We start from the raw sequence: 22872 nt of genomic DNA, 5'->3' as shown, positions 1-22872 counted from the left end.
AATCGAGTTGGCGGGTTGCGTCGCGCGGCTCCGCTAACTCTTCGTTTCACTGAGGAGCCTGCGAGCGGCGTCGGCTTCGGCGAATTTGGGATCGAGCTGAAGTGCGCGCTGCAAATGCAGGCGAGCATTCGCGGTCTGCTTTTGCTTCCCGTAGGCAATGCCCAGGTGATACTCGTAGGTAGCGTTCTTCGGCACCCTCTTCAGGGCCTCCTGTAGGAGGTCAATGGCGGACCCGTAGGCGCCTTTCTGGATGTAGGCGCAAGCCAGCGTGTCGGCGGTATTGGGCGACTCGGGCATACCGCGGCGGGCGGTTTGCGCTAACGACAAGGCCACGTCGGCGTTGCCGCCATGCTGCAGCAGCAAGTAGGCCAGGTTATTGGCCGCCACTGGGTGGTCAGGCGCCACATCCATCGCTTTCTGGTACATGAGCTGCGCATTCTGCCAGTCATTCTTGGACTCGTAAACCAGTCCCATGAGCACATACGGACGGACGTCCTTCGGGTTCTGCTGTGACCAATTCTGGTACGTGGCAATAGCCTTATCGGCGGACCCGAGCGCAATCTGCACCTGGGCGAGAGTAGTGTAGGACAGGAAGCTGTTGCGATCGAGTTCGATGGCCTTGCGGAGATGTTGCTCGGCATTGGCGAAATCGCGCGTTTGCGCCTCGATCGCGCCCAGCATGGCATAGTAAGCGGCGTTGTTGGGCGCCTTGGCGATCTGGGCGGAGATGCGAGGGATGATCCGCGAGGGAAGCTGCTTCTGGGCGGCATTACTGGCAATCAGCATTTCCATTGCCTCCGCCGCGTTGGCATCGCGTTCCAGCGCTTGTTCGAAGAGTTGATCCGCTTCCTTGTAGCGGGCCTGCGCTACCCTCAATTCTCCCAGGCGGATGTAGCCCAGGGGATGCTGCGGCGCGACCTGGATGGCCTGGTTGAGGTCAGCTTCCCCGGCGGGGATCTGCTTCCGGTTAGCTTCGGCCATGCCGCGCAACACATATCCTTGCGGCGCCTTGGGCTGGGTCTGAACGACCGCCTGCCCAACGCTGTACACGGTGTCCCAATCTCGCTTGCGCAGGGCGATGGCGGCGAGAGCCAGTTGAGCCTCGACCAAGTCGGGCCGCAAGCGGACCGCTTCCCGGAGTTCCTTTTCTGGTCTCGCCGTATCGCCGGCCATGTCGGAAGCCAAGGCGAGGAAGTAATGGGCGGTCGCGTTGCCCGGGTCCTCCTTGAGGGCGGTTTCCAGCAACCGTACCGCATCAAAGGCCTTGTTCTGCACCAAGCGAATTCGACCCTGAGCGATGAGAGCATCCGGGTCCTTCGGATTTTTCTTCAGGACCTCATCTGTCAGCCGGCCTGCTTCCTCGAAGCGGCTGCTGTCCAGAAGCGTGGCAATGTACACCTTCTTCAATTTGAGGTCGTCGGGATGCTGTTGCAACAGTTCGGCGTACTCGGCGGCAGCCTTGTTCCGATCACCTGAGGTCAGGTAGAAGTCTCCCAGCAGACGATAGCCTTCGCTATTGTCGGGCATCGCCTTCTTGGCTTCGACCAGCACCTGCTCCGCCTGGTCTCGCTTGCCTTGCAGGATGTAGAAGCGAGCCAAGGTGACGCGGGGCTGCGGAGACGCCGGATCGAGTTCTACTGCCTTTTGCAGAGCCTGCTCGGCTTCCGGCATACGCTGCTGGTGAGCATACAATTCTGCCATCAGTAAGAAAGGAGTGGGGGATTTGGCATCCCGTTCGGCGGCCTTCTTGAAGGCCGCTTCAGCACCCGCGACATCTCCGGTGCGCTCCAGAAACATCCCCAGATTGTTATGAAAGCCGGCATTCCCGGGATCCAACTGCAGCGCGGTACCGACCTCCTGGATGGCGAGATCCAACTTGCTCTGTGCGGCGTAGGCGTTGGCCAGCAAAGCATGGGCAGGGGCACTGTTAGCGTTTTTCGCCAGCACGGCCTGGGCCAGTTTTTCCGCCCCGTCGGGGCGACTGGTGGCGAGCAGAAGATTGCCTAAATCCAGTTGCGCACTGGCATTGTCAGGCTGCAGGTCCACCGTGCGCTTCAATTCGGCGAAGGCGGAGGAGTAAGCGCCTAGCTTCATTTGGACCAGGGCGAGTTGGTAATGGGCGTCGGCATAGCCGGGATCCATCTGCAAAGCGTTGGAGAACTGGATAGCGGCTTCGCGATATTTCTGCTTGGCTGCATATCGTTTGCCACTTTCCATGTACTTCTGCTTCCTGACATTAGGATCGCGCGAGCATGCAAAGAATGTTGCCGAAACTATGGTTGCCAGCAGCAGAAGAACAACCGTAGACCGCTTCATAAACTTTCCCTTCCCCTTGCCTAGTCAGCGGACCTATCGCCGGGGAAGAAGCCAACTCGGGCTTGACCTCCCATCTACGCCGTAGGGCGCAGGGCAGCCGACGGACCACATGAAGAGTGATGATTAGCGCCTCATTATTATCCTAGGCTGACGATCTAGGCAAACGCATTTGCGCCGAATCAAAGCACCGAGACATTACCTAGGTAATGGAACCATGTTGTTGGCTGAGCCGTGTAGTTAGCCCTATCTAGGCCGCAAGCTGAAGAAAAAGTTGGAGCTGTGGCCGCCCGTGTCCATAGTGCCAGCAACACCGATTCTGCAGATTTGGCCCCCACTACAGGAGAGAGAAGGTGACAACGGCGGCGGCGAGGGAAAACAATTTCCATTCTGTCCCAAAGTTTTTCCCTTAGATCCCTCAACTCAAAAGGGCTTTGAAAACAAGGGCATTACCTTCGACTATCGCCCATTTATGCCGATCCGGGCATATCGAAAAGCCGAGGAAAAAAGGGAAAACATTTTCCTCTATGTCGGCAAGGACTGCCGTCTTCCACGACTCGCGCGAGGCAGGGTGTCACTCTGAACCGACTTGTTTTCAATGAGTACTAAAGTTACTTGCCGCCCCGGGCTTTCGATGGCACGCTTCGTGCGTCCAGCTTGAGATAGGACCAACCAAACACAACCGTTGTCGTACGGAAGAGCAGAAGAATGGAAGAGAATTTCCCCGGTTTTCCGTCGCCTGATCACAGCAAAGTTAGCTGCGGCGATCCATTTTATGTTCTTTCCCAAAATCCGGCCATGCGGACGCTGCAGTCGGTGGCGACCAATGTCGCCGCCAGCGATACCCCGGTGTTGATTGTTGGTGAGAGCGGCACGGGTAAGCGGGCTTTGGCATTACAGATCCATCGCCAGTCAGTGCGACGCGACGAGAGCTTCAATGTGGTTAACTGCGCCGAGTTGACCGCGGATTTCATTGTTAGAAAAGTGAACGGGAGTACGGCGGCCGGACTGTTTGGCGCCGGGACCCTATTCCTGAGCGAAATCTCCGACGTCGGCTCCAGCTGCCAGGCCAAGCTCTACAAAGCGCTGTTCGACACCGGCGAGCAGGCCGGCAGACATGCGCGCGTGATTGCCTCCACCCACAAGAACCTCGAGCAAGAGATCGAAGCAGGACGCTTCCGCGAGGACCTTTATTACCGGATTAGCGGCGTATGCCTGCGCATTCCGCCGCTGCGCCACCGCCGGGAAGATATTCGCGGCCTCGGCGATTACTTCCTCCGCAAGTACGCGGCGCTGTTACAGCGACCCGAGCCGGCTCTGAGTGCCCAGATGCAGCGTTTCTTTCTCGAGCATTCGTGGCCGGGCAATGTACGTGAATTGGAAGAGACGGTGAAGATGGTAGCCGCTCTCGCAGACGAGAGCCTGGCCATTGCCGGTCTTCGCTCGCACGCCATGGAATCGCAGCGCAACAGCGGTGCTGGCGAGCGCGTGTCGCTGAAGCAGGCCTCGCGCCTGGCATCGCGGCTGGCCGAGCGCGAACTCATCCTGAGTGTGCTCTCGCGTACGCGCTGGAACCGCAAGCGCGCCGCGCAGGAATTACAGATTAGTTACAAGGCCTTGCTCTACAAACTTAAGCAGATTGGATTGGATGACGATCTTGCGCCCCAGGAAGGAAAGAGCTTATGAGGAACCCAGTTCGAATTGCCTCTCTGATGTTGCTCTGTCTATTACTTGCCGTAGCGGCATTCGCGCAGCGGTCGCAGTCCGGCACCGCGGCTGCTGCCCCGGAAATGACCAACGCTGCGTCCAATGTGTCCGGATACATCATTGGGGCAGAAGATGTGCTGCAGGTGAATGTCTGGAAAGAGCCGGAATTTTCCGGCGCGTTTCCGGTGCGTCCCGACGGCAAGATTTCGCTGGCCTTGTTGCATGATGTGCAGGCGGCCGGTCTCACCCCAGTGCAACTATCGGCGGCGATAACGGACCAGTTGAAGAAGTATCTTGACGCGCCGCGGGTCACAGTCATCGTCACGACCATCAATAGCCGGCGCATTTACCTGATGGGCCAGGTGGGCCGTGCGGGCGCGTTGCCTCTGCAGGCAAACATGACTGTCTTGCAGGCGCTTTCGACTGCGGGTGGACTGGCGCAATTCGCCGACGCCAAGAAGATTTATGTGCTGCGGAAGGAAAACGGCAAACAGGTGAGGCTTCCCTTCAATTACAAGGAAGTAATTAAGGGCAACCATCCGGAGCAGAATTTTCTTCTGCAACCCGGCGATACCATCGTGGTGCCGTAGCGGGAGGACTCGATGAAGGCGAGAGTTGCAATTGTAATTTTGCTGTCGGTGGTTGTTGTGGCGACCGTTTGGGGGCAACAAGACGCCCCCCAGAATCCGCCTATGCCTTCACCGGCAACGCAGGATCAGACTGCCCCGCCCGACGCCGACGCCGGCGTCGCCCTGGTGCCGGACAATCGGCCGCTGAGCGGTGCACAGGCGGGCGGACTGGGCGTCCCCGCCAGTGAGCACAGCAACGTGGTGTTCGGCTTCGCGGCCAGTGAGACCGTGAACTCCAACAGCAATTACGTCGCCGGTAGTCAGAACGCATACAACGGCGGAGCAAATGTCGCGGGCAACGTTCAAATGAGTGAGTACTGGCGGCGCGGCCAGTTATTTTATCAAGGTGCCGCCAGCTACAACAGCCAGCGCGATGAGGTTTTCCAGACCCACCGCGTTCTGGTGTCGGAGAAATTCGTGGGCCGGCGGGTGTCCTTCCTACTGAGCAATCAGTTCGGCTATACACCGGCGACGGACTTCGGCAGCGCTGGTATGGAAGGGTTGCTCGGCATGAACTTAGGCGGCGGCATCAGCGGGTTTGGCAGCCTGCCGCAGGGCGCTGCCAGCGCGGGCGTCGCTACCCTCAATTCTTCCTACATTCCCAACCAGAGTATTTTGACCGCGCCTTCGGCGCGCATCGATGACACCACGGTCGGCGAACTGGAGTACCGGCTGAACTTCCGTAATTCGGTGACCTTGACGGGTTCCTATGGGTTGCTGCACCCGATCAATGAGGATCTGCTGGACACGCGCCAGTACAACGCCAACTTCGGCTACAACTACCTGGTCAGCCCTCGGACGACGATGGCATGGGCCTACGGCTACACCCGGATGGATTTCAGCGCCTTGGACCGCGCTATCGACAGCCATACCGTTAGCATGATGTACGGACGCACCCTGGTAGGGCAACTAAGGTTCACCGCGGATGTCGGCGCTCAGTTTTACAACATCGACGACCCGCTCACCAGCCAACATGACATCACCTGGAGCAGCCACGCCGGATTGGCGTATGCCATCGGGAAAACGTCGCTCAACACAGACTGGATGCGTTCGGTATCCGCGGGATCGGGAGTACTGCCCGGGGCGCAAACCAACAGTGTCACATTTCGGGCAGGGCGCCGGATCGCATCGGCTTGGAACGTGCTCGTGACCGGCGGATACGCCCACAACACCGGCCTGGGCACTCAGCAAAGCTTCGAAACGGAATACGCGGGAGTAGGCGTGAACCGCCGCTTCGGTCGCTACCTGGGAATGTATTTCAATTACAACCTGCAGCACCAAAAGGGTAGCGCCGCGTGCACCGCGCAGGGCTGCGGCATCGCGTTTCAGCAGCACGTTTTCAGTATCGGGTTTAACTGGACGTCTCGGCCAATCGGGATTTTCTAGAGGGAAATATGCTCGGAGACCAGGCACTCAACTTCGACGAAATCGTTGCCATCGTGCGCCGGCGCATCTGGTGGATTCTGATCCCGACGCTGATCTCGCCCGTCATCGGGTACCTGATCACGTTGAAACTCAAACCCCGCTACACGTCACAAGCCCTGGTGTTGGTGGAGCAGCAGAAGGTGCCGGACAAGTTTGTGACGCCGGTGATCACCGAACAGCTGAACATGCGGCTAGTCACCATGCAGGAGCAGATCCTGAGCCGCACTCGCCTGCAACCGCTGATCGAGCGCTTCGGTCTGTTCCATGAGCGCGCCGGCAAGGTTCCGGCCGAGGAATTAGTGGATGAGTTGCGGAAGGCGGTGAACGTCAGCCCGATTCGCGGCGACGCCGGGGCCCATGGAGGGATGCCGGGCTTTTCCATCTCGTTCACCACGGAAAACCCCCGCCTGGCGCAGCAGGTGTGTGCGGAAATCCTGTCGATGTTTATGGAGGAAAACCTCAAGCTGCGCGAGACGCGGGCCCAGGGCACAACCGATTTTCTGACCAGTCAGTTGGAAGGGGCCAAGCGCAGGCTCGACGAAAACGATGCCAGGATGGCCAACTTCAAACGGAAATACATGGGCCAGTTGCCCAGCGATGAACCGCGCAACATCCAGATGCTGAACACCCTGACCCAGCAACTCAATGCGGTCAACCAGTCGGTGTCGGCGGCCCATCAGCAGAAGGCGCTGCAGGAGTCGGTGCTGGCACAGAACATCTCCAATTGGCAGTTAGGGCAGAACCCCGTCAGCAATCCTGATGATCTGCAGAGGCAGATCGAAATCGCGCAGGCGCAACTGGCGTCGCTGCAGGGGCGTTACACCGACGATCACCCGGACGTCATCCGCGCCAAAAGCCAGGTGGCAGCGCTGAAGCGGCAACTGGAAAATCCGCGCCCGGCCGCCCCCAAAGAAGTTAAGCCGCGCGCCAACGAGCCGGGGGACATTGCGCAGTTGCGGGTGGCGCTGCGTTTGACCGAAGAAAGCATCCGGATGAGGACTGCGGAGCAGGATCGGCTGCAGCGAGAGATCGCCAGAATCCAGGGAAAGCTCCAGTCAAGCCCCACGGTGGAAGAGCAATACAAGGCAGTGAATCGCGATTACGACAATGCCTCGCAGTTCTACAACGAGCTGCTCGGCAAGAGAACGCAAGCGGAAATGGCCACCAACTTGGAAAAACAGCAACAGGGTGAGCAATTCCGCATCATGGATCCGCCGAACGTGCCAGAACGGCCGACGTATCCCAACCGACCCGCCTTTGCCGGTGGCGGGCTGGGCATCGGGTTGTTGTTAGGCATTGGAATGGCGCTGCTTCTTGAGCTCCGCGCCAATTTCTTGCGCACGGAGAAAGATGTCGAGTTCTATCTGAGGTTGCCGGTATTGGCGCTGATGCCGATGGTGGGCGCAAGCAGTGAGGCGGCTAACGGTGGTGCCGGCGGACAAGGAATGTGGCGAAAGCTGCGGCGACAGCAAGCAGAAGGTCAGCAAGCGAGGGCGTAGCGCAGTATGTACAAGAGCTTTTTCGGATTGAAGGCGAACCCCTTCAACGTGAATCCGGACCCGAGATTTCTCTTCTTGACGCGGCACATCAAGGAGGCGCTGGCCTGCCTGACCTACGCGGTCCAGAACCGCAAGGGCTTCGTGATGCTGACCGGCGAAGTTGGGACCGGCAAGACCACGCTGCTGAACCGGTTCTTGGAATGGCTCCGGATGCAGCGCGTCGCCACCGCCTTCATCTTCAACCCGCGGCTGAACATCTCGGAGTTTCTCGATTACATGGTGGCCGATTTTGCCGTTCCGGGGGAGTCGAAAGACAAGAGCCAGCTTTTGATGCGCCTGAACCGATGGCTGCTGGGGCGTTATTGCGCGGGCGAGACCGCGGTGCTGATCGTGGATGAAGCGCAGAACCTGACGCCTGACGTGCTGGAAGAAATCCGGCTGCTCACCAACTTGGAGACTTCCACGGAAAAGCTGCTGCAGATCGTGCTGGCCGGCCAACCCGAATTGGAACAAAAGCTCAAGAAGCCCGAAATGCGGCAACTGTGGCAGCGTATTTCGTTGCGCTGCCGCACCCAACCGCTGACCCAGGAAGAGACCGGACAGTACATCATCCAGCGGCTGCGAATCGCGGGCGCCAACGGCGTGCCGATCTTCAGCCGGGAAGCGGTGGATACCGTCTTCAAGTACTCGCTGGGCATCCCGCGCGTGACCAACCTGGTCTGCGAGAACGCGCTGATCAGCGCGTTTGTGGATCAGGAGAAACCGATTCTAGCGAAAACCGTGGAGACCGTAGCGCGCGAGTTTGAGTTGCACGAAACTGCCCCGACCGCAGCCGCCCAGGCCGCCCTCGCCGGGGAAAACATGACGTTGGTCGAAGCGCTACGAGTTTTGTCGCGAGTTGGCGAGAAGCTGCAGCACGAGAAAACCGTGCCAGGGGAAGAAAAAAGATGAGCCGGATTCATGAAGCTTTAAAGAAGGCCGAGGAGGAGCGGGCGGGACAGCAGAGCACGCTGGGCGTAGCACAGCCCCAGGAAACGCCGCCCGTCAGCGCTGTCAAAGTCACAGCTCCTTCCACTCCCGCGAGTCAAGAGTTGGACATCGCGCCGTTGACGCTGTCGCTGTTGTCGGCGCATAGCGCGCGGCCGGCGTGGAACCCTGATCCGGAACGGGCGCTGTTTCTCGATCCGGACGTGCACTCGGCTCCGGGTGCGGAAGAGTTCCGCAGCCTGCGTTCGCGGCTGTATCGCATCCGGGAGAAGCAGTCTCTGAAAACGCTATTGATCGGTAGCGCGGTATCGGGAGAGGGCAAGAGCTTCGTAGCATCCAACCTGGCGCAGATGATGGCCCGCCAGCGCGGCCGCCGCGTGCTGCTGATTGATGGCGACCTGCGTCGTTCCAGTCTGCACCGCTTTCTCGGCACATCGCCAGCGCCAGGATTGCTGGAATACCTGCGCGGGAGCGTTGACGAAGCCTCCATTGTTCAGCACTCGCCTCTGGAGGACCTGTTCTTTATTCCCGCCGGGACAGCGGCGGAAAACCCGGCAGAATTTCTAAACAATGGCCGTCTGAAAGCGCTGATCCAACGCTTGGAGCCGGTATTTGACTGGATGATCATAGATTCTCCGCCCGTCGTGCCGGTGTCGGATGCCTCGCTGATGTCCGAGGTCTGTGACGGAGTGGTGCTGGTGGTGAAGGCGGCCAGTACGCCGTACGAGATGGCCCGAAAGGCGCTCGATGAATTTAAGGGCCGGCCCCTGCTGGGTGTGGTTCTGAACGGTGTGGAGGCTAGGGCAACGTACAGCTCGTACTACTACGGCGCGTACCGAGATGCGAGCAAACCCCCGGCGGAAGGTAAGAAAAGCAAGGCAGCAAAGGAAAACGGGACCAAGAGCCGTAGTGGGAAGTGAACGCAAAGTGACTCGGTAAATGCAGGAGAGGTGGAGCGCAACCCATGCTTGACGAGAGGTCAAGACAATTACGAACGGTCATGTCGCTGTTGGATATCATCACCTCCATCGCGGCTTATGTAGCGGCGGTGTGGTGGCAGGCAGGCTCCGTGGCGGACAGCCACCCCGATTTTATCTCGCATGCCGCGCCCGTCCCGATGCTGGTGTTCCTGTGGATGTTTTTCTCGGGGTTCTTCGGAGCCTATCGTAGCCCGCGCGGAACTTCGTTGTTGCGGTACATGTGGGTAGTGTTCAAGTCGGTGTCCGCGACGGTAGCGGTGCTGCTGGCCTTGTTGTTCATGCTGCAGATCCAGTACGTCAGCCGGGCCGCCGCACTGATGTTTGCCGTTCTCGACCTCGTTCTGCTGTGGGCGGTGCGCGCGGGAGCGGTCTATTATTTCCGCACCTCGCTGCGCCGCGGGGATAAGTACTTTCTAAGGATTCTGATCATCGGCACCGGCAGCCGCGCGATTCGCCTGGCTGGGCTGCTGCGAGAGAAAGCGGAATGGGGGTTGCACATTATCGGCCACCTCGATCCGGATTCCCGGCGGGTGGGCACGAGCGTGGGAGAGTGCTCGGTCCTGGGCACGGTACAAGATATCAGCACCATATTGAAGAATCACGTCGTCGACGAAGTGATCTTGGCCGTGCCCAGAGCCATGATTCCCGACGTGGATGCCATCGCGCGCGCGTGCGAAGAGGAAGGCGTCAAGCTGCGCCTGATGGCGGACGTGTTCGACGTCCATGTTGCCCGGGTCTCGTTGGTCGAACTCAGCGGCGTCCCGCTGCTCACCCTGGAACCGGTGGCCCAAGAGCAAGCGAAGGTCTTCGTCAAGCGCTTGCTGGACTTGGCCATGGGCATCGTGGTGCTGTTCTTCGCCTGGCCGCTGCTGGCCCTGATCGCCATTGCCATCCAGCTGGACTCCCGCGGCCCGGTGTTCTTTGTGCAGGAACGCATCGGACAAAACAAGCGGCGCTTCCGCATGTACAAGTTCCGCACCATGATGGAAGGCGCCGACCGTATGCAGGAGCAACTCGAGCATCTGAACGAGGCCCAAGGCCCCATCTTCAAGATCAGCAATGACCCGCGGGTCACCCGCGTGGGGCGATTCCTGCGCAAGACCAGCCTGGATGAGGTGCCGCAGATTTTCAACATTGTAAGAGGGGAGATGAGTTTCGTCGGGCCCCGCCCCATGTCGCTGCGCGACGTGGACCTGTTTGACCGTGGCATTCAACGCAAGCGCTTCAGCGTGAAGCCTGGGCTGACCTGCATCTGGCAAGTCTCCGGACGTAGCCAGCTTCCGTTTTCGAAATGGTTGGAGCTGGATCTTTACTACATCGAGAACTGGTCTCTTGGACTTGATTTCAAGATCTTGTTGAAGACCATCCCGGCGGTGCTCAAGGGGACTGGAGCGGTCTAGGGCGGGATCGAGCAACTGGAAGGTGGAAGTGAGCAACGTAGGCACAAGCACGAATTCGACAGATCGGGTTGGCAGGGCGGCGGTCGGGAGTCTAACGAAGCGAACCTGGGACTATGCGCCGCGGCTGATTACCAGGCTGCGGCCGATCGCCCTGCGTTCCCTGAAGCGCATGTACGCGCCGGACGAAAAGCTGTTCCTATTCCGGTTGCGCCTCCAGGACGGCGCCATCCTGCGCGAAGGCCTTAGCCCCCGCTACACGGCGATGACGCTGATCGGGCTGGCGGACGAGGACGACACTGTCCGCGCCAGCATTTTTGGCGAGCCTAGCCTGCATGACGTTCGCCAGCGTCTCCAGCAGGAGACGGCGCGTTCGCGGAACTTGGGCGACGTTGCCGTGATTGCCTGGGCTATGCACGCGATCGGGCAGGCCGATTGTGCGTGGGCGTGGAACAAGCTCGTGGAGCTGCGACCCGCCGAGCCCGGGCATTTTACCGTCGAAGTGGCCTGGGCCTTGGCAGCGCTTTGTATGAACGTGGAAGCCGGGCCCGCAAACCTGCGACAGGAGATTGCGCGCAACCTACTCTCATCGTTCAACTCTCGGACTGGCATTTTCCCCCACGTGGTTGAGCAAAGTCGAAAGGGTCTGCGTTCGCACGTCGCTTGTTTCGCCGACCAGGTCTATCCCATTCACGCCCTGTCGCATTATTTCCGAATCAGCGGGGATCAGGCCGCATTGCTGGCGGCGAACCAATGCGCCCTCCAGATCTGTCGTGTGCAGGGTGACTCCGGGCAGTGGTGGTGGCATTACGACACGCGGACAGGTGCGGTCGTTGAAGGTTATCCCGTCTATGCCATCCATCAGGACGCCATGGGTCCCATGGCGCTGCGGGCGTTGCGCGAGGCCGGGGGCGCGGACTTCAGCAGGGAATTGGAGAAGGGGCTGGAGTGGCTGGAGCATTCTCCCGAGTTGGCTGGCGGATCCCTAATCGACGAGCAGGCGGATTTGGTTTGGCGCAAGGTGGCGCGCCGCGAGCCAGGAAAGCTTTCTCGTGGACTGCAGGCAATTGCTAGCCGGTTGCACTCGTCTCTGCGAGTGCCGGGAACGGATTTGGCATTCCCGGCGACTGCCGTGGACCACGAAGATCGACCGTATCACCTCGGGTGGCTGTTGTATGCCTGGCGCGGGCAGTGGAGCAGTACGCGCGCCGATCACTGAGCAAGGATGACAGATATGGTAACGGAAGTACGGGAAGTGCTGCCGGGAACAGCGCCGGAGCAGGCGAAAGGGCTGCTGCTTGATATTGCGAAGCCGGCGCGGCGCAGTTTTTGTGGGATCCCCATCGCGGCTATGACCATGCGCCAGGTGCTGGATTGCATCGATGAAGTCGTTGCCCGACGCGGACGGTTGCTGATCGGCGTTGTCAACGCCGCCAAAGTTGTAAATATGCGGCGCAACCCGCTGCTGTGTCAGGACGTGCTCTCCTCCGACCTGATTTTGGCGGACGGCATATCCGTGGTCTGGGCCTGTCGTCTGCTCGGCCAACCGCTGCCGGAGCGCGTGACGGGTATCGATCTGTTCGAGGAAATTCTGCGCGCAGGCAATGAACGAGGGTATCGCGTGTACTGCCTCGGCGCCACGCAGGAGGTTCTGGATGCAGTCACTGCGCGCATTGCGGCCGAATTTCCCGGAGTGAAGATCGTGGGCGCGCACAATGGATACTTTTGCGAAGGAGAAGAAGCCGCAATTGCGGCAGAGATTGAGGCAGCCGGGGCGGATGTTCTGTTCGTGGCGATAACCTCCCCCAAGAAGGAAAAATTTATGGCCCGATGGGGCGAACGGATGCATGTGTCCGTCTGCCACGGTGTGGGCGGCTCGTTTGACGTCTTCGCCGGCAAAGTCGAGCGCGCGCCGGCGGGTTGGCAGCGGGTGGGCTTAGAATGGCTGTACCGGCTCGTCCAGGAGCCCCGCCGCCTGTTCCGCAGGTACCTGGTCACCAACACTCTTTTCTGCCTGATGGTGCTGCGCGAACTGTTCCGCCCGACACCGCAGTCTGGGATGCCGAGCCATCGGAGCTGATCCATGGTCCGAATTGCGCTGCTTACCCTGTACTGCCTGTTCTTGGTCATCTACGCGTGGAAGGACTGGTACAAATCGCTGTGTGGACTGATCCTGCTGGTGTCGGTGATTCAACATCCAGACATGCCGACGACGCTGTTCGGCATCCAGGGACTGAACCCCTGGAATCTCGTGTTGCTGGTCGTCGTCCTTGCCTGGGTGGCAGCCGCTGGGCGCGAGCATCTGCGCTGGGACATGCCGCGTATTGTTACCTTTTTCCTGCTGACGTACCTGGCCGTGATTGTCAGCAGTTTTGTCCGCTTGATGCTCGCGGGGGGCGCTTTGGATGCGAACCTTGCTAAGGAGACGACGGCGTATGCGATCAGCGAGTACCTGATCAACAATATCAAATTTGTCCTGCCCGGATTACTGCTCTTTCACGGTTGTCGCACTGAGGCGCGCTTTCGGATGGGGCTTTTGGCGTGCTTGGGGATTTACTTTCTGCTGGCCATTCAGGTGATCAGGTGGATGCCTTTTAGTGCTGCCGCCAGCGGCGAGGAGTTGGCGGCCCTCAGTTTGAAGTTCCTGTCGCACGAAGTTGGCTTTCATCGAGTCAATCTTTCCATGATGCTGGCCGGCGCCTCATGGGCCATTTTCGCCACGCGACCCCTGGCAAGTCGTCGCGGTCGGGTGTTCCTGATAGCGCTTGCAAGCTTGATCGTGCTGTTCGGGCAGTCCTTGACCGCCGGTCGCACCGGCTACGTCACTTGGGCGGCAGTTGGGCTCGTCTTGTGCCTGGCGCGTTGGCGGAAATATCTGATCGTGGCGCCGGTAGCCGTGCTCGCCATCCTCTTGCTGTTTCCGGGGGCGGCCGAACGGCTTGAACAGGGCTTCTCGCCAGATACCGTCGACACGAACACCAGGGCAGCGGCGCTGGACGAGACAGTGGCAGGAGGCGATGCCTATACCATCACCGCAGGACGAAACGTGGCATGGCCCTTCGTGATCGATAAGATTGGCGAATCCCCGGTGGTGGGGTACGGTCGGCTGGCAATGATAAAGACAGGACTTTACTTGTACTTGTACCAACAGTTCCGAGAGCTCTTTCCCCACCCCCATAATGCATACTTGGAGCTGCTACTCGACAATGGTCTCATGGGCTTTTTCATGGTTATTCCTTTCTATGTGCTGATTCTGAAGTACGCCTTCTCGCTCTTCCGCGACTCGCGGGATCCCACCTATGTCGCCATTGGCGGCGTGACCTGCGCCCTGGTGCTGGCCTTGCTGTTTGCGTCGGTCGGCAGCCAGACATTCTACCCTCGCGAGGGAGCGGTGGGGATGTGGTGTGCGATTGGGCTGATGTTGCGTGTTTACGTGCAGCGAGCGCAGCGCCAAGTCGCGCACGAGAGCAGCGAGCAGTTGGCGGCGAAGCCGTGGTGGCCTGCCGTGGCGCCGGCGCCGGTGACTGAGCCCCCGCTTTGGCCTGAGGTGCCCAGCCGGGATGTCGCGCAGGGAGTTGCGTCGTGACCGGTACAGGACAGAACGGCGGCAGTAGCGGTCCCAACAAATCGCGACTGGTATACATTCTGGCTGCCAGCCATTCAGGATCGACCCTACTGTCCATGCTTCTGGGAAGCCACCCTGAGATTTGCACGGTTGGCGAACTCACCCTGAGCGGTCTGCATGATCTCGACACCTACCGCTGTTCCTGCCTTGCGCCCATCCGCGAATGCCCTTTTTGGGCGGGTGTGACCGAGGAAATGCTGCGCCGGGGTTTTAGTTTTGACATTACGCGTGCCGGAACGGATTTCCGCTCCGGGGCGACCCCCTATGTGCGGCGCCTGCTACGCCCGCTGCACCGCGGAGCCCTCCTGGAATTCGTGCGTGATGGCGCACTGGCGCTTTCCCCGACATGGCGCGCCGGCTGTCCGGGGGTCCAAGCCAGGATTGCCGCCTTGGTCGACTGTCTGGAAGTGCGCAGCGGTAAGCGGGTGATCGTAGACTCCTCGAAGGTTGCCCTCCGACTCAAGTACCTGCTGCGCAATCCGCAGCTCGAGGTGCGGGCCATACGACTCGTACGCGACGGGCGAGGGGTTGCGCTGACCTATACCGATCCAGCTCGTTTTGCTGATGCTGCGGATCCGCGCTTGCGAGGTGGCGGGGCGGGCGGCAATCGGGAATCCGAGCGACTCAGCATGGCGGAAGCCGCCTTCGAGTGGCGGCGCAGCAACCAGGAAGCGGAAGCAGTTTTGCAAGGAGTTCGCGCCTCGGACTGGACCCAAGTACGCTACGAGGACCTATGTAGAGAACCGGAGCCGGTGCTGGAGAAGTTATTTCGATTTGTCGGCGTGGCCCCGGTAAAGGCGCTGGACTCCTTCCGCTTGCTGGAACAACACGTGATCGGCAACGGGATGCGGCTGGATTCGGTTCGCGAGGTCCGATTGGACGAAAGATGGAAATCGTCGTTGAGCGCCGACGACCTCGCGGTGTTCGACAGAGTTGCGGGCAAGATGAACCGCAGCCTCGGCTACAACTGAGACAATAGCAAACGCATTGGCTGACAGCAGCGAAAGCAAAAGCGGACATATGGTAGCGACGAATACAGAAACTGGCATCGAGGAGAATCGCCCCTACGATGTCACCGGCCGCAGCAGGATGACCTGGAATGTGGTCGCAAGTTGGATGGGCCACATGGTGTTCGTGGTGGCTGGCTTCATTATGCCGCGCATCATCGACCGCCACGTCGGCCAAGTCTCGCTTGGGATTTGGGATTTCGGCTGGTCGCTGGTCAACTATTTCGGTCTTGCTAGTCTCGGGATCGGATCCTCGGTCAACCGCCACGTGGCCATGTACCGCGCTGCCAACCAGCCTGACCGGCTGCGGCGCATGGTCTGTTCGGTGCTGATGGTGCAAGCCATCGTTGCCGTTCTGGTGATGGTCCTTTCATTCCTCGCGGCCTGGTCCCTGCCATGGCTGTTTTCCGGGAGGTTGAACTCGCATACCAGCGAGGCAAGCTGGGTGGTGGTCCTGCTGGGCGCGACCCTGGCCGTGCAGACGGTGTTCGATACGTTTCGCGGGGTGATGACCGGATGTCACCGCTGGGACCTGCACAACGCCATCAATTCCGGCGCCTATGCCGCCACCGCGGGCGCAATGATCCTGGCTTTGCACTGGGGCGGGGGGCTGCGCAGTATGGCGGCGGTCTACCTTGCCGGCACGGCAGTGGGTGAGGTGATTCGTGTGATCGTGGCGCTTCGAGTGTGCCAGGAACTGTCGCTCTCGATCGCCGAGGTGAGCCGCAAAGAAGCCGGCAAGATGATCGTATTCGGGAGCAAGACGCTGGTCAGCGGGCTAGCTCCGCTCATTCTCGGCCAGGCCACAAGTATTATGGTTGCCAGCCATCTGGGGCCGGCTGCCCTGGCCGTCTACTCTCGCCCGAGTAACCTGGTGCGAAATGCCCAGACCTTCCTGAACAAGTTTGCCTTTGTGCTGACGCCCATGGCAGGTTCGCTGCAGGGCAGCGGGCAGACAGCCGAACTTCGGCGCTTCCTGAGCGAAACTTCGCGGTTTGCCACTTTCCTTGCCGTCCCCATCGTGCTGATTCTCTCCATCTACAGTGACATGATCCTGCGCATCTGGATGGGACCGCGATACGAGTACGGGATCATCCTGACCATCATGGCGGCGGGAGCTTTTCTGCAGTTGTCCCAGCAGTCGGTTCTGAATATCCTCACCGGCTTGAACATGCACGGCCGTATCAGTGTCATCAGCCTAATTGCAGCGATAGCAATTTTCGGAATGGGCGCAGGCGTGTTGATGTTCGTGGGATGGAGCCTTACGGTGGCGGCGGTCATGATTGTGGTTCCTCTGACCATCGCCAACGGGGTGGTGATCCCAGTGTTTGCTTGCCGCAAGCTCAACGTTCCCATCCTGAAGTACGTGCGGCGGGTATTTGTCGCCCCGATCGCCTGTGGCATCCCCTTCGCTGCCTGCCTGGTGGCAAGCCGGGTGTTGCTCGGGCATCGGCCGTGGCTCGCCATCATCTCTGGCTGTGCGGTCGGCACCGTCGTTCTTGCCCCCCTGTTTTGGGTCTACATGCTGCCCGAGCGCCTGCGGGCACTGATTACAGAACACCTGACGGCGATAGTGGGATTCTTGCACCGTGGCACAGGCTCGCGGTCCGTACCAGAGCAAGTCAAGGCGACGGCTGCTGCCGGCGCAAGGAACTCGGTTCATGGCAACGAGGCACGTTGAAGTTTTGGGGGGCGCCGGGGCGGACGCGGAAGTATCGCGGGGCCGGGTCCACGGTGTGCCATTGCGGCGTTTCCCCTATCCCTATCGCGCTCTGCTGGCCATCTGCAGCGACCTGGATGAAACGCCCGACCGCCAGGTGTATTTCGAAACTTCGCGTTTCTTGAACACGACCGAGAACACTTCGATGGGCCCCGGCGTAGGTCTTGAAGTGGGTAACACTATTTACTTCGACATGCCGGCGGACCAGTTTTCCTACTGGAATACGGACGATTCCGGCCGGGCAATGGTGCGCGCATTGATCCAGTCCGGGCACATCGACTGCCTGCATTCCTACGGCGATTTCGCCCACAGCCGGTCCCATGCCGCCCGCGCACGGGATGAACTGGGACGGAACCATTGCCGCCTGGAGGTCTGGATTGATCATGCTATCGCCCCGACCAATTTCGGCGGCGACATTATGCAAGGTTCCGGGGACGTTCCGGGCGCCGCTGCCTACCATGCCGACCTCAGTTGTGATTCGGGCATTCAGTACGTCTGGCGAGGGCGCGTGACCAGCGTAATTGGCCAGGATGCGCCGCGTAGTCTCAGCGGCATTTTCCACGTCCGCCATCCCTTCGCCTCCGTTAAGACCGCTGCGAAAGAATGGGTGAAGGGCGTTGTCGCGGAGCGCGACACAAAATACGCCATGCATGGTCGGAATCACCTGCTGCGGGAAATAGAGTTGCGCAGCGGGCACAACGTCCATGAATTCATGCGCTGCAACCCTCATTGGGGTGGCGTCAGCCGTGGTGAAACCGGTGCCGGCCTGCCCGAGGTGCTTACCCATCGCATGCTGCGGACCCTGCTGGAACGCCAAGGGGTATGCGTTCTCTACACTCATCTCGGGAAAATTACCAACCGGCAGCAACCGCTGGGTCCGCAAAGCCAGAGCGCATTAAGACTCTTGGCAGAATACGCGAATCAAGGTGACGTGTTGGTCACGACTACACGGCGGCTTTTAGGGTACTGCCGGGCAATGCGATCCATCGCGGTTACTGGCATCATGCGGGACGGAGTGCTGTCGGTTGATTTAGCTGCCGCGAGCCTTGGAAGCGAGCCGGGCGTACGGCGCTCGGATCTGGACGGGCTCACCGTGTACGTACCCGCTGGTGTGCGAACGCGCCTCACAGTGAACGGCGGCGAGGTAGATCACATTCATAACGATGTCGACGACACGGGGCGGCCAAGCATTTCGCTGCCCTGGAAAAAACTTGCGTTCCCAAGCTTATGAGTACGTTTCAATCTGCGGCGGCTCAAGCCGGGCGAAACACGGTGCCGGTGCCGGCCTTCATCGTGCGCGTTAAGCGCTGGCTGACGCACCGGGGCATACGTGTCCTGCTGGCAGTCTATGCGGCTTTGCTGTGGATCGCTGGCCGGGTCGGCCGGAACCAGCGCCCTCTTGACGGGAATCCGTTGGAGGTGCTGCTGACCGGTACCTTCTCTTCGGACAATTGGATCCTGGCGCACGTGCGGCCTTTGGCGATGTCGGACCGCTGTGCGCGTGTGCGCTTCGTCGCCACCAACCCGGTGCCTGCGGTGGACAAGGTGGAAGCCATCTACCCGCCTGCGTGGTTGGTACGGATCGTAGGCTCGGTGCCGGCGCGGCTGGCGACATTCTTCTGGGTCGGGCTGCGATCCCAACCCGATGTCGTAGGCGGTTTTCACCTCCAGTTCAACGCCATGGCGGCGGCCATGGTGGCGCGCTTGATCGGAAGCAGATCGGCGTATTTCTGCGTCGGGGGCCCGCTGGAGGTTCTAGGCGGGGGCTTTGGCTGCGAAAACCGGCTGTTTGAGAAGCTGGAAGTACCCGATGCGATCATCGAGCGGCGCCTCCACCGCGCCGTGGCAGACTGCGACCTGGTAATCACCATGGGCACATCTGCCCAACAATACTTTCGGCAGCTCGGTGTGCGCAGCGCGATACACGTGGTCTCCGGCGGCATTGAGCCGCCGCTGCCGTCCGCTGGCGGGGACAATCGTGCCACCGACATTGTGTTTGTCGGCCGGCTGTCGCCCATTAAGCGGCTCGACCTGTTGCTCGAGGCTGTTCACGCCGCTCGCCGCGCCTTACCTTCCATCACCGCCACGATTGTGGGGGACGGCGTCATGCGGGCGAGACTGGAAGAACTCGCGGGCGAGCTCGAGCTGGGCCAAAACGTCCGCTTTGTTGGCCACCAGACAAACATTTCAAACTGGCTCAACACTGCCAAGCTGTTCGTGCTCACCTCCGATTCGGAGGGACTGTCCCTGGCTCTGATGGAAGCGATGATGTATGGCTTGCCGGCGGTGGTTTCCCACGTAGGCGACCTGGCCGATCTGGTCGAGGAAGGTGTCAACGGATTCTTGGTCAGGGAACGCAGTGGGGAAGCATTTGCGGCGCGCATTGTGGAATTACTTGCCAATCCCGAACGGCTGCGACGCTTCTCGCAGGCGGCGCGGCACTCAGCCGTGGCGCACGAAACCGCCAGGATGGTGCAGCGGTGGAACTGGATCCTGACGTTTCCTGAATCACAGGTGTCCGCCGAGCAGGATGAGTCCTTATTGGGGGAGCGCGGTGCGGCGGCAGCGCGTTGTGCCCCGCGTCATCAAGGTGTGGAATGAAGCTGGCTTTGTCTCGCAAAAATCTATGGGAGCACAGCCCTGGGTGGCTGAAGGGTAGTGTGGGGTTGGTGCTGGGTATGGTCCCCCCCGAGTACCTGTTGGGCGGGAGATTCCGCCGCAACTTGCGATTCGTGGAAGAAGCACAGTGGTGGCCGGCGGAAAAATCCCGCGCCTATCAACTCGAGCAACTGCAGCGTATCTTCATGATCGCCGGTACGGCGCCCTATTACCGAAAAGTATTTCACGACGCCGGCTTCGACCCGCGCGGCTGCAGCCTGGAAGACATGCAGCGCTTGCCGACCATCGATCGCAGCACGATTCACGAGCATCTGCAAGAGATGTGTACCCTGCCGCCCTCCTCTCCCCAAGTGGATTACACCAGCACCGGGGGCACCAGCGGAATGCCGCTGCATTTTTACATTGGGTCGGGACGTTCGGCCATCGAGTACGCATATCTCGTTTCTGGCTGGGGGCGCGCCGGCTTCCGGCTAACAGCGGAGCGAGCTGTTTTTCGCGGGCGTGTGGTTCCCCCTGACCGAAGCGGTTTACGCCACGATTACGATCCGCTGTTGCGCCAGCATTCTTACAGCAACTTTCACATGACCCAAGAGAACATGCGCGCCTACCTGGAGCACGTGAGCGGCCTTGGACCTTGCTTTTTGCACGTGTATCCGTCTTCGATCACGACGCTGGCCAGGTTCGTCCAGCGCTCGGGCATGACGCCTCCTGGCAACATCCGGGGGATCCTTGCCGAGTCGGAAAACGTGTACCCGGACCAGCGCCAATTAGTCGAAGATACTTTTGGGTGCCGCTACTTTTCCAGCTACGGGCACACGGAAAAACTGGTGGCGGCCGCCGAATGCGAGAAATCCACCGTCTACCACGTCTGGCCGACTTACGGTTACCTGGAACTGTTGGATGAGGCGGGCCGCCCGGTCACCACGCCGGGGGGACGGGGCGAGATCGTGGGCACAGGCTTCATCAACTCGGTTACGCCCTTCATCCGCTATCGGACGGGAGACTACGCCACCTACGTGGGAGACAAGTGTAAGGCGTGCGGCCGCGAACACATGTTGATCACCGAAATACGCGGCCACAGGGTGCAGGAATCGCTTTTGGCCTCCGATGGAACCTTGGTTTCCTGGGTCGCCCTCAACTTGCATGACGACACCTTCGACAAGGTCGTTCAGTTTCAATTCCGCCAGGATTCGCCGGGCACGGCTATGCTGAGGGTGGTGCCGAGCGCTGGTTTCGGCGAAGACGACCGGGCGCGCATCGCAAATAGCCTGCGACGGAAACTGGCCGGCCGCGTCGACTTCAGTGTCGAGCTGGTGGAATCGATCGCGCTGTCAAAAAACGGGAAGGCGATCTACGTTGACCAGAGGACTCCTGGTGCCGATCAATTCAATCCTGAACTGACGCCAGAGTCTTCGCAGGGGTAGTGCTGCTCGCAGCTTCAGTTGGGAGTTCAATCCGGCCTACCCATCCGAAATGAGGTCTGAACTGGAATATCCTCCGCGTCGGATCGGAGAGCAGAGCCGTATCCACGTCGCTGCGGTTGCTGAAGACCCGTATTTCGTCGTAGCGGTGTTGCACAAAGGGCCAGGGTGTGGGCCGGAAGGCGTTGGCGATGATCGGCAGCTTGCGGTAGTCGAAGCCCATGAGGCGCGCGCAGACCGCGTCCACCGAGACGGGCGAACTGCCGGAGACGATGATGCCGGTGGGAAGGGCGTCCGCTTCCATCGGCCCGTTGCCTTCGCCGGCAATGATCCCGTCCACGACGGAAAAGAAACGCCTTTGGGGGGAATCGTGCAAGCGTCCGTCTGCGTCGGCAAAGGTTAGGACGGCAGCCAGGTCAAGTGCCATCCGCCAGACCGTGTCGTTGCCATACCAGTTTCCGCTCCGCACGGTATTACTGGTCTTGCCGAAAACGCCGTAGGCATGTGATTTCAGCTTGCGGGCCACTACCCGCGCCACCCATGAGTCGCCCAGCAACAGTTTTTTGGCCCAGCGGACGAGGGCGTTTTCAATGGCATGCACCACGGATGGGTCAGCGAACTGGTCCCCCTTGTTTTTGGGCGTTCCAAAAATGTAATGCGGGAGCCAGTTCTTGTTGCCATTCAAACCGACTAGGCCTTTGAGATTGATGGTGACGCCACACTTCTTATGCGTCTTGAGCTTGGGGAGATGGATCACCACATCAGCCAGCAGCGGCGTCCGGCAAAACGCGTACTCATGATGTCCGTTGGAATGATGGCGATTGGTCTCCTCAATATCATAGAAGGCGCCGTAATACTTATTGGAGCCGATGTCGCTCAGATGCGTGCGGGCGCCAAGATCAGCCGCCACCGTGCCTGCGGGATCGCCCGCCAAGCGCTCGCGGTCGACATAGACGCCGTCGCGCTCGATCCAGTGTTCGTTGCGCAGGTCGTAAACCTCCAACTGGAAGCCGGCGGACTGGCGGTAAAAATCCTGCAGCACGCGCAGCCCGGTCAGCTCGCGAATCGCGTCAAAATCGGAATCGGTCTGGGGGCCGTCGGCAACGATGATGCGCCCGTGCCCCCGCAGCGCAATGTAAACATAATCGGCGACGGCACGAATGACCGAGCCGTGCGTGATCACCTGAATCCATTCGCTGAGCACGTCGGTGCGCGACTCTTTGACGAAATTCGGCTTCAACAGGACGCAGTCGCCGGGGCGCACAATCTCGCCCAGCGGATTCCAGGCCGGTGTTCCATAGTTCTCCCGATCGAGACCGAGCAGGTGAAGGCTTTCCCGCGCGGCGTCGTAGGCGGAGTTCGGCTCCGAGCCGAGCTGCCCGGCAAAGGGGTACTCGGGGTAGGGGTGAGCCGGATGAAACGGCGGTGTCGAGGGGTAGGATGCCTGGGAGGCGAAGCTGACGCTAACATGCCGGTCAAGCCTGGCCTTTGCTGCACTCTCAGCCGTGGGATCTCCCATTTAGGCGCGAAACTCCGCATTGTG

The 22872-nt window shown here is 60.2% G+C and carries 18 protein-coding genes; 16 read left to right on the top strand and 2 right to left on the bottom strand.

Going from position 1 to position 22872, the window contains the following annotated elements; all coding sequences use genetic code 11:
- Positions 1-33 precede the first annotated feature (33 nt).
- A complete protein-coding gene (locus tag LAN64_07150; GenBank protein ID MBZ5567614.1) occupies positions 34-2316 on the bottom strand; it encodes a tetratricopeptide repeat protein in 2283 nt (760 codons plus the stop codon).
- Between the two features lie 289 nt (positions 2317-2605).
- On the opposite strand from LAN64_07150, the gene LAN64_07145 reads away from it, so the two are divergent.
- From LAN64_07145 to LAN64_07070, 16 genes are all read left to right on the top strand, one after another.
- Positions 2606-2896 (top strand): hypothetical protein, encoded by a 291-nt coding sequence (locus tag LAN64_07145; GenBank protein MBZ5567613.1) that lies wholly within the window; start codon positions 2606-2608, stop codon positions 2894-2896.
- Positions 2897-3021: 125 nt separating this feature from the next.
- Positions 3022-3999, top strand: coding sequence for a sigma 54-interacting transcriptional regulator (locus LAN64_07140; protein ID MBZ5567612.1), 978 nt, complete (start codon positions 3022-3024; stop codon positions 3997-3999).
- Positions 3996-4610: a polysaccharide biosynthesis/export family protein gene (locus tag LAN64_07135; protein ID MBZ5567611.1), complete on the top strand. Its 615-nt coding sequence runs from the start codon at positions 3996-3998 to the stop codon at positions 4608-4610. Before LAN64_07140 ends, LAN64_07135 begins: the two co-directional genes overlap by 4 nt.
- 12 nt (positions 4611-4622) lie before the next feature.
- Complete coding sequence (locus LAN64_07130) at positions 4623-6035, top strand: hypothetical protein (GenBank protein ID MBZ5567610.1); 1413 nt, start codon at positions 4623-4625, stop codon at positions 6033-6035.
- 8 nt (positions 6036-6043) lie between these two features.
- Positions 6044-7573 carry a lipopolysaccharide biosynthesis protein gene (locus tag LAN64_07125; protein MBZ5567609.1) on the top strand — a complete coding sequence of 510 codons (1530 nt, stop codon included), beginning with the start codon at positions 6044-6046 and terminating at the stop codon, positions 7571-7573.
- Between the two features lie 6 nt (positions 7574-7579).
- Positions 7580-8524, top strand: a complete 945-nt coding sequence (locus LAN64_07120) for an AAA family ATPase (GenBank protein ID MBZ5567608.1) — start codon at positions 7580-7582, stop codon at positions 8522-8524.
- Complete coding sequence (locus LAN64_07115) at positions 8521-9480, top strand: CpsD/CapB family tyrosine-protein kinase (protein MBZ5567607.1); 960 nt, start codon at positions 8521-8523, stop codon at positions 9478-9480. Before LAN64_07120 ends, LAN64_07115 begins: the two co-directional genes overlap by 4 nt.
- Before the next feature lie 44 nt (positions 9481-9524).
- The gene (locus LAN64_07110; protein ID MBZ5567606.1) at positions 9525-10940 is read left to right on the top strand and encodes a sugar transferase; all 1416 of its coding nucleotides are present in this window, start codon (positions 9525-9527) and stop codon (positions 10938-10940) included.
- A gap of 28 nt (positions 10941-10968) precedes the next feature.
- A complete protein-coding gene (locus LAN64_07105; protein ID MBZ5567605.1) occupies positions 10969-12156 on the top strand; it encodes a hypothetical protein in 1188 nt (395 codons plus the stop codon).
- 15 nt (positions 12157-12171) lie between these two features.
- Positions 12172-13017, top strand: coding sequence for a WecB/TagA/CpsF family glycosyltransferase (locus tag LAN64_07100; GenBank protein ID MBZ5567604.1), 846 nt, complete (start codon positions 12172-12174; stop codon positions 13015-13017).
- Between the two features lie 3 nt (positions 13018-13020).
- Positions 13021-14523 (top strand): O-antigen ligase family protein, encoded by a 1503-nt coding sequence (locus tag LAN64_07095; protein ID MBZ5567603.1) that lies wholly within the window; start codon positions 13021-13023, stop codon positions 14521-14523.
- Between the two features lie 95 nt (positions 14524-14618).
- The gene (locus tag LAN64_07090) at positions 14619-15533 is read left to right on the top strand and encodes a sulfotransferase (protein MBZ5567602.1); all 915 of its coding nucleotides are present in this window, start codon (positions 14619-14621) and stop codon (positions 15531-15533) included.
- 49 nt (positions 15534-15582) lie between these two features.
- The gene (locus LAN64_07085) at positions 15583-17250 is read left to right on the top strand and encodes an oligosaccharide flippase family protein (protein MBZ5567601.1); all 1668 of its coding nucleotides are present in this window, start codon (positions 15583-15585) and stop codon (positions 17248-17250) included.
- Positions 17231-18520 (top strand): hypothetical protein, encoded by a 1290-nt coding sequence (locus tag LAN64_07080; GenBank protein ID MBZ5567600.1) that lies wholly within the window; start codon positions 17231-17233, stop codon positions 18518-18520. The genes LAN64_07085 and LAN64_07080 overlap by 20 nt, the downstream gene beginning before the upstream one ends.
- Entirely contained in the window at positions 18517-19890 is a 1374-nt protein-coding gene (locus tag LAN64_07075) for a glycosyltransferase family 4 protein (protein MBZ5567599.1), read from the top strand. The genes LAN64_07080 and LAN64_07075 overlap by 4 nt, the downstream gene beginning before the upstream one ends.
- Positions 19887-21332, top strand: a complete 1446-nt coding sequence (locus tag LAN64_07070) for a phenylacetate--CoA ligase family protein (protein MBZ5567598.1) — start codon at positions 19887-19889, stop codon at positions 21330-21332. The genes LAN64_07075 and LAN64_07070 overlap by 4 nt, the downstream gene beginning before the upstream one ends.
- Here LAN64_07070 and LAN64_07065 read toward each other — a convergent pair.
- Positions 21295-22848, bottom strand: a complete 1554-nt coding sequence (locus LAN64_07065; GenBank protein ID MBZ5567597.1) for a DUF362 domain-containing protein — start codon at positions 22846-22848, stop codon at positions 21295-21297. The two genes, LAN64_07070 and LAN64_07065, sit on opposite strands and share 38 nt — an antisense overlap.
- Positions 22849-22872 lie beyond the last annotated feature (24 nt).

This window comes from Terriglobia bacterium (genome assembly GCA_020073185.1).
Classification (GTDB): Bacteria; Acidobacteriota; Terriglobia; order Terriglobales; family Acidobacteriaceae; genus JAIQGF01.
Note: the sequence above shows the minus strand (reverse complement) of the source record. Positions and strands in the feature narration are given on the sequence as shown.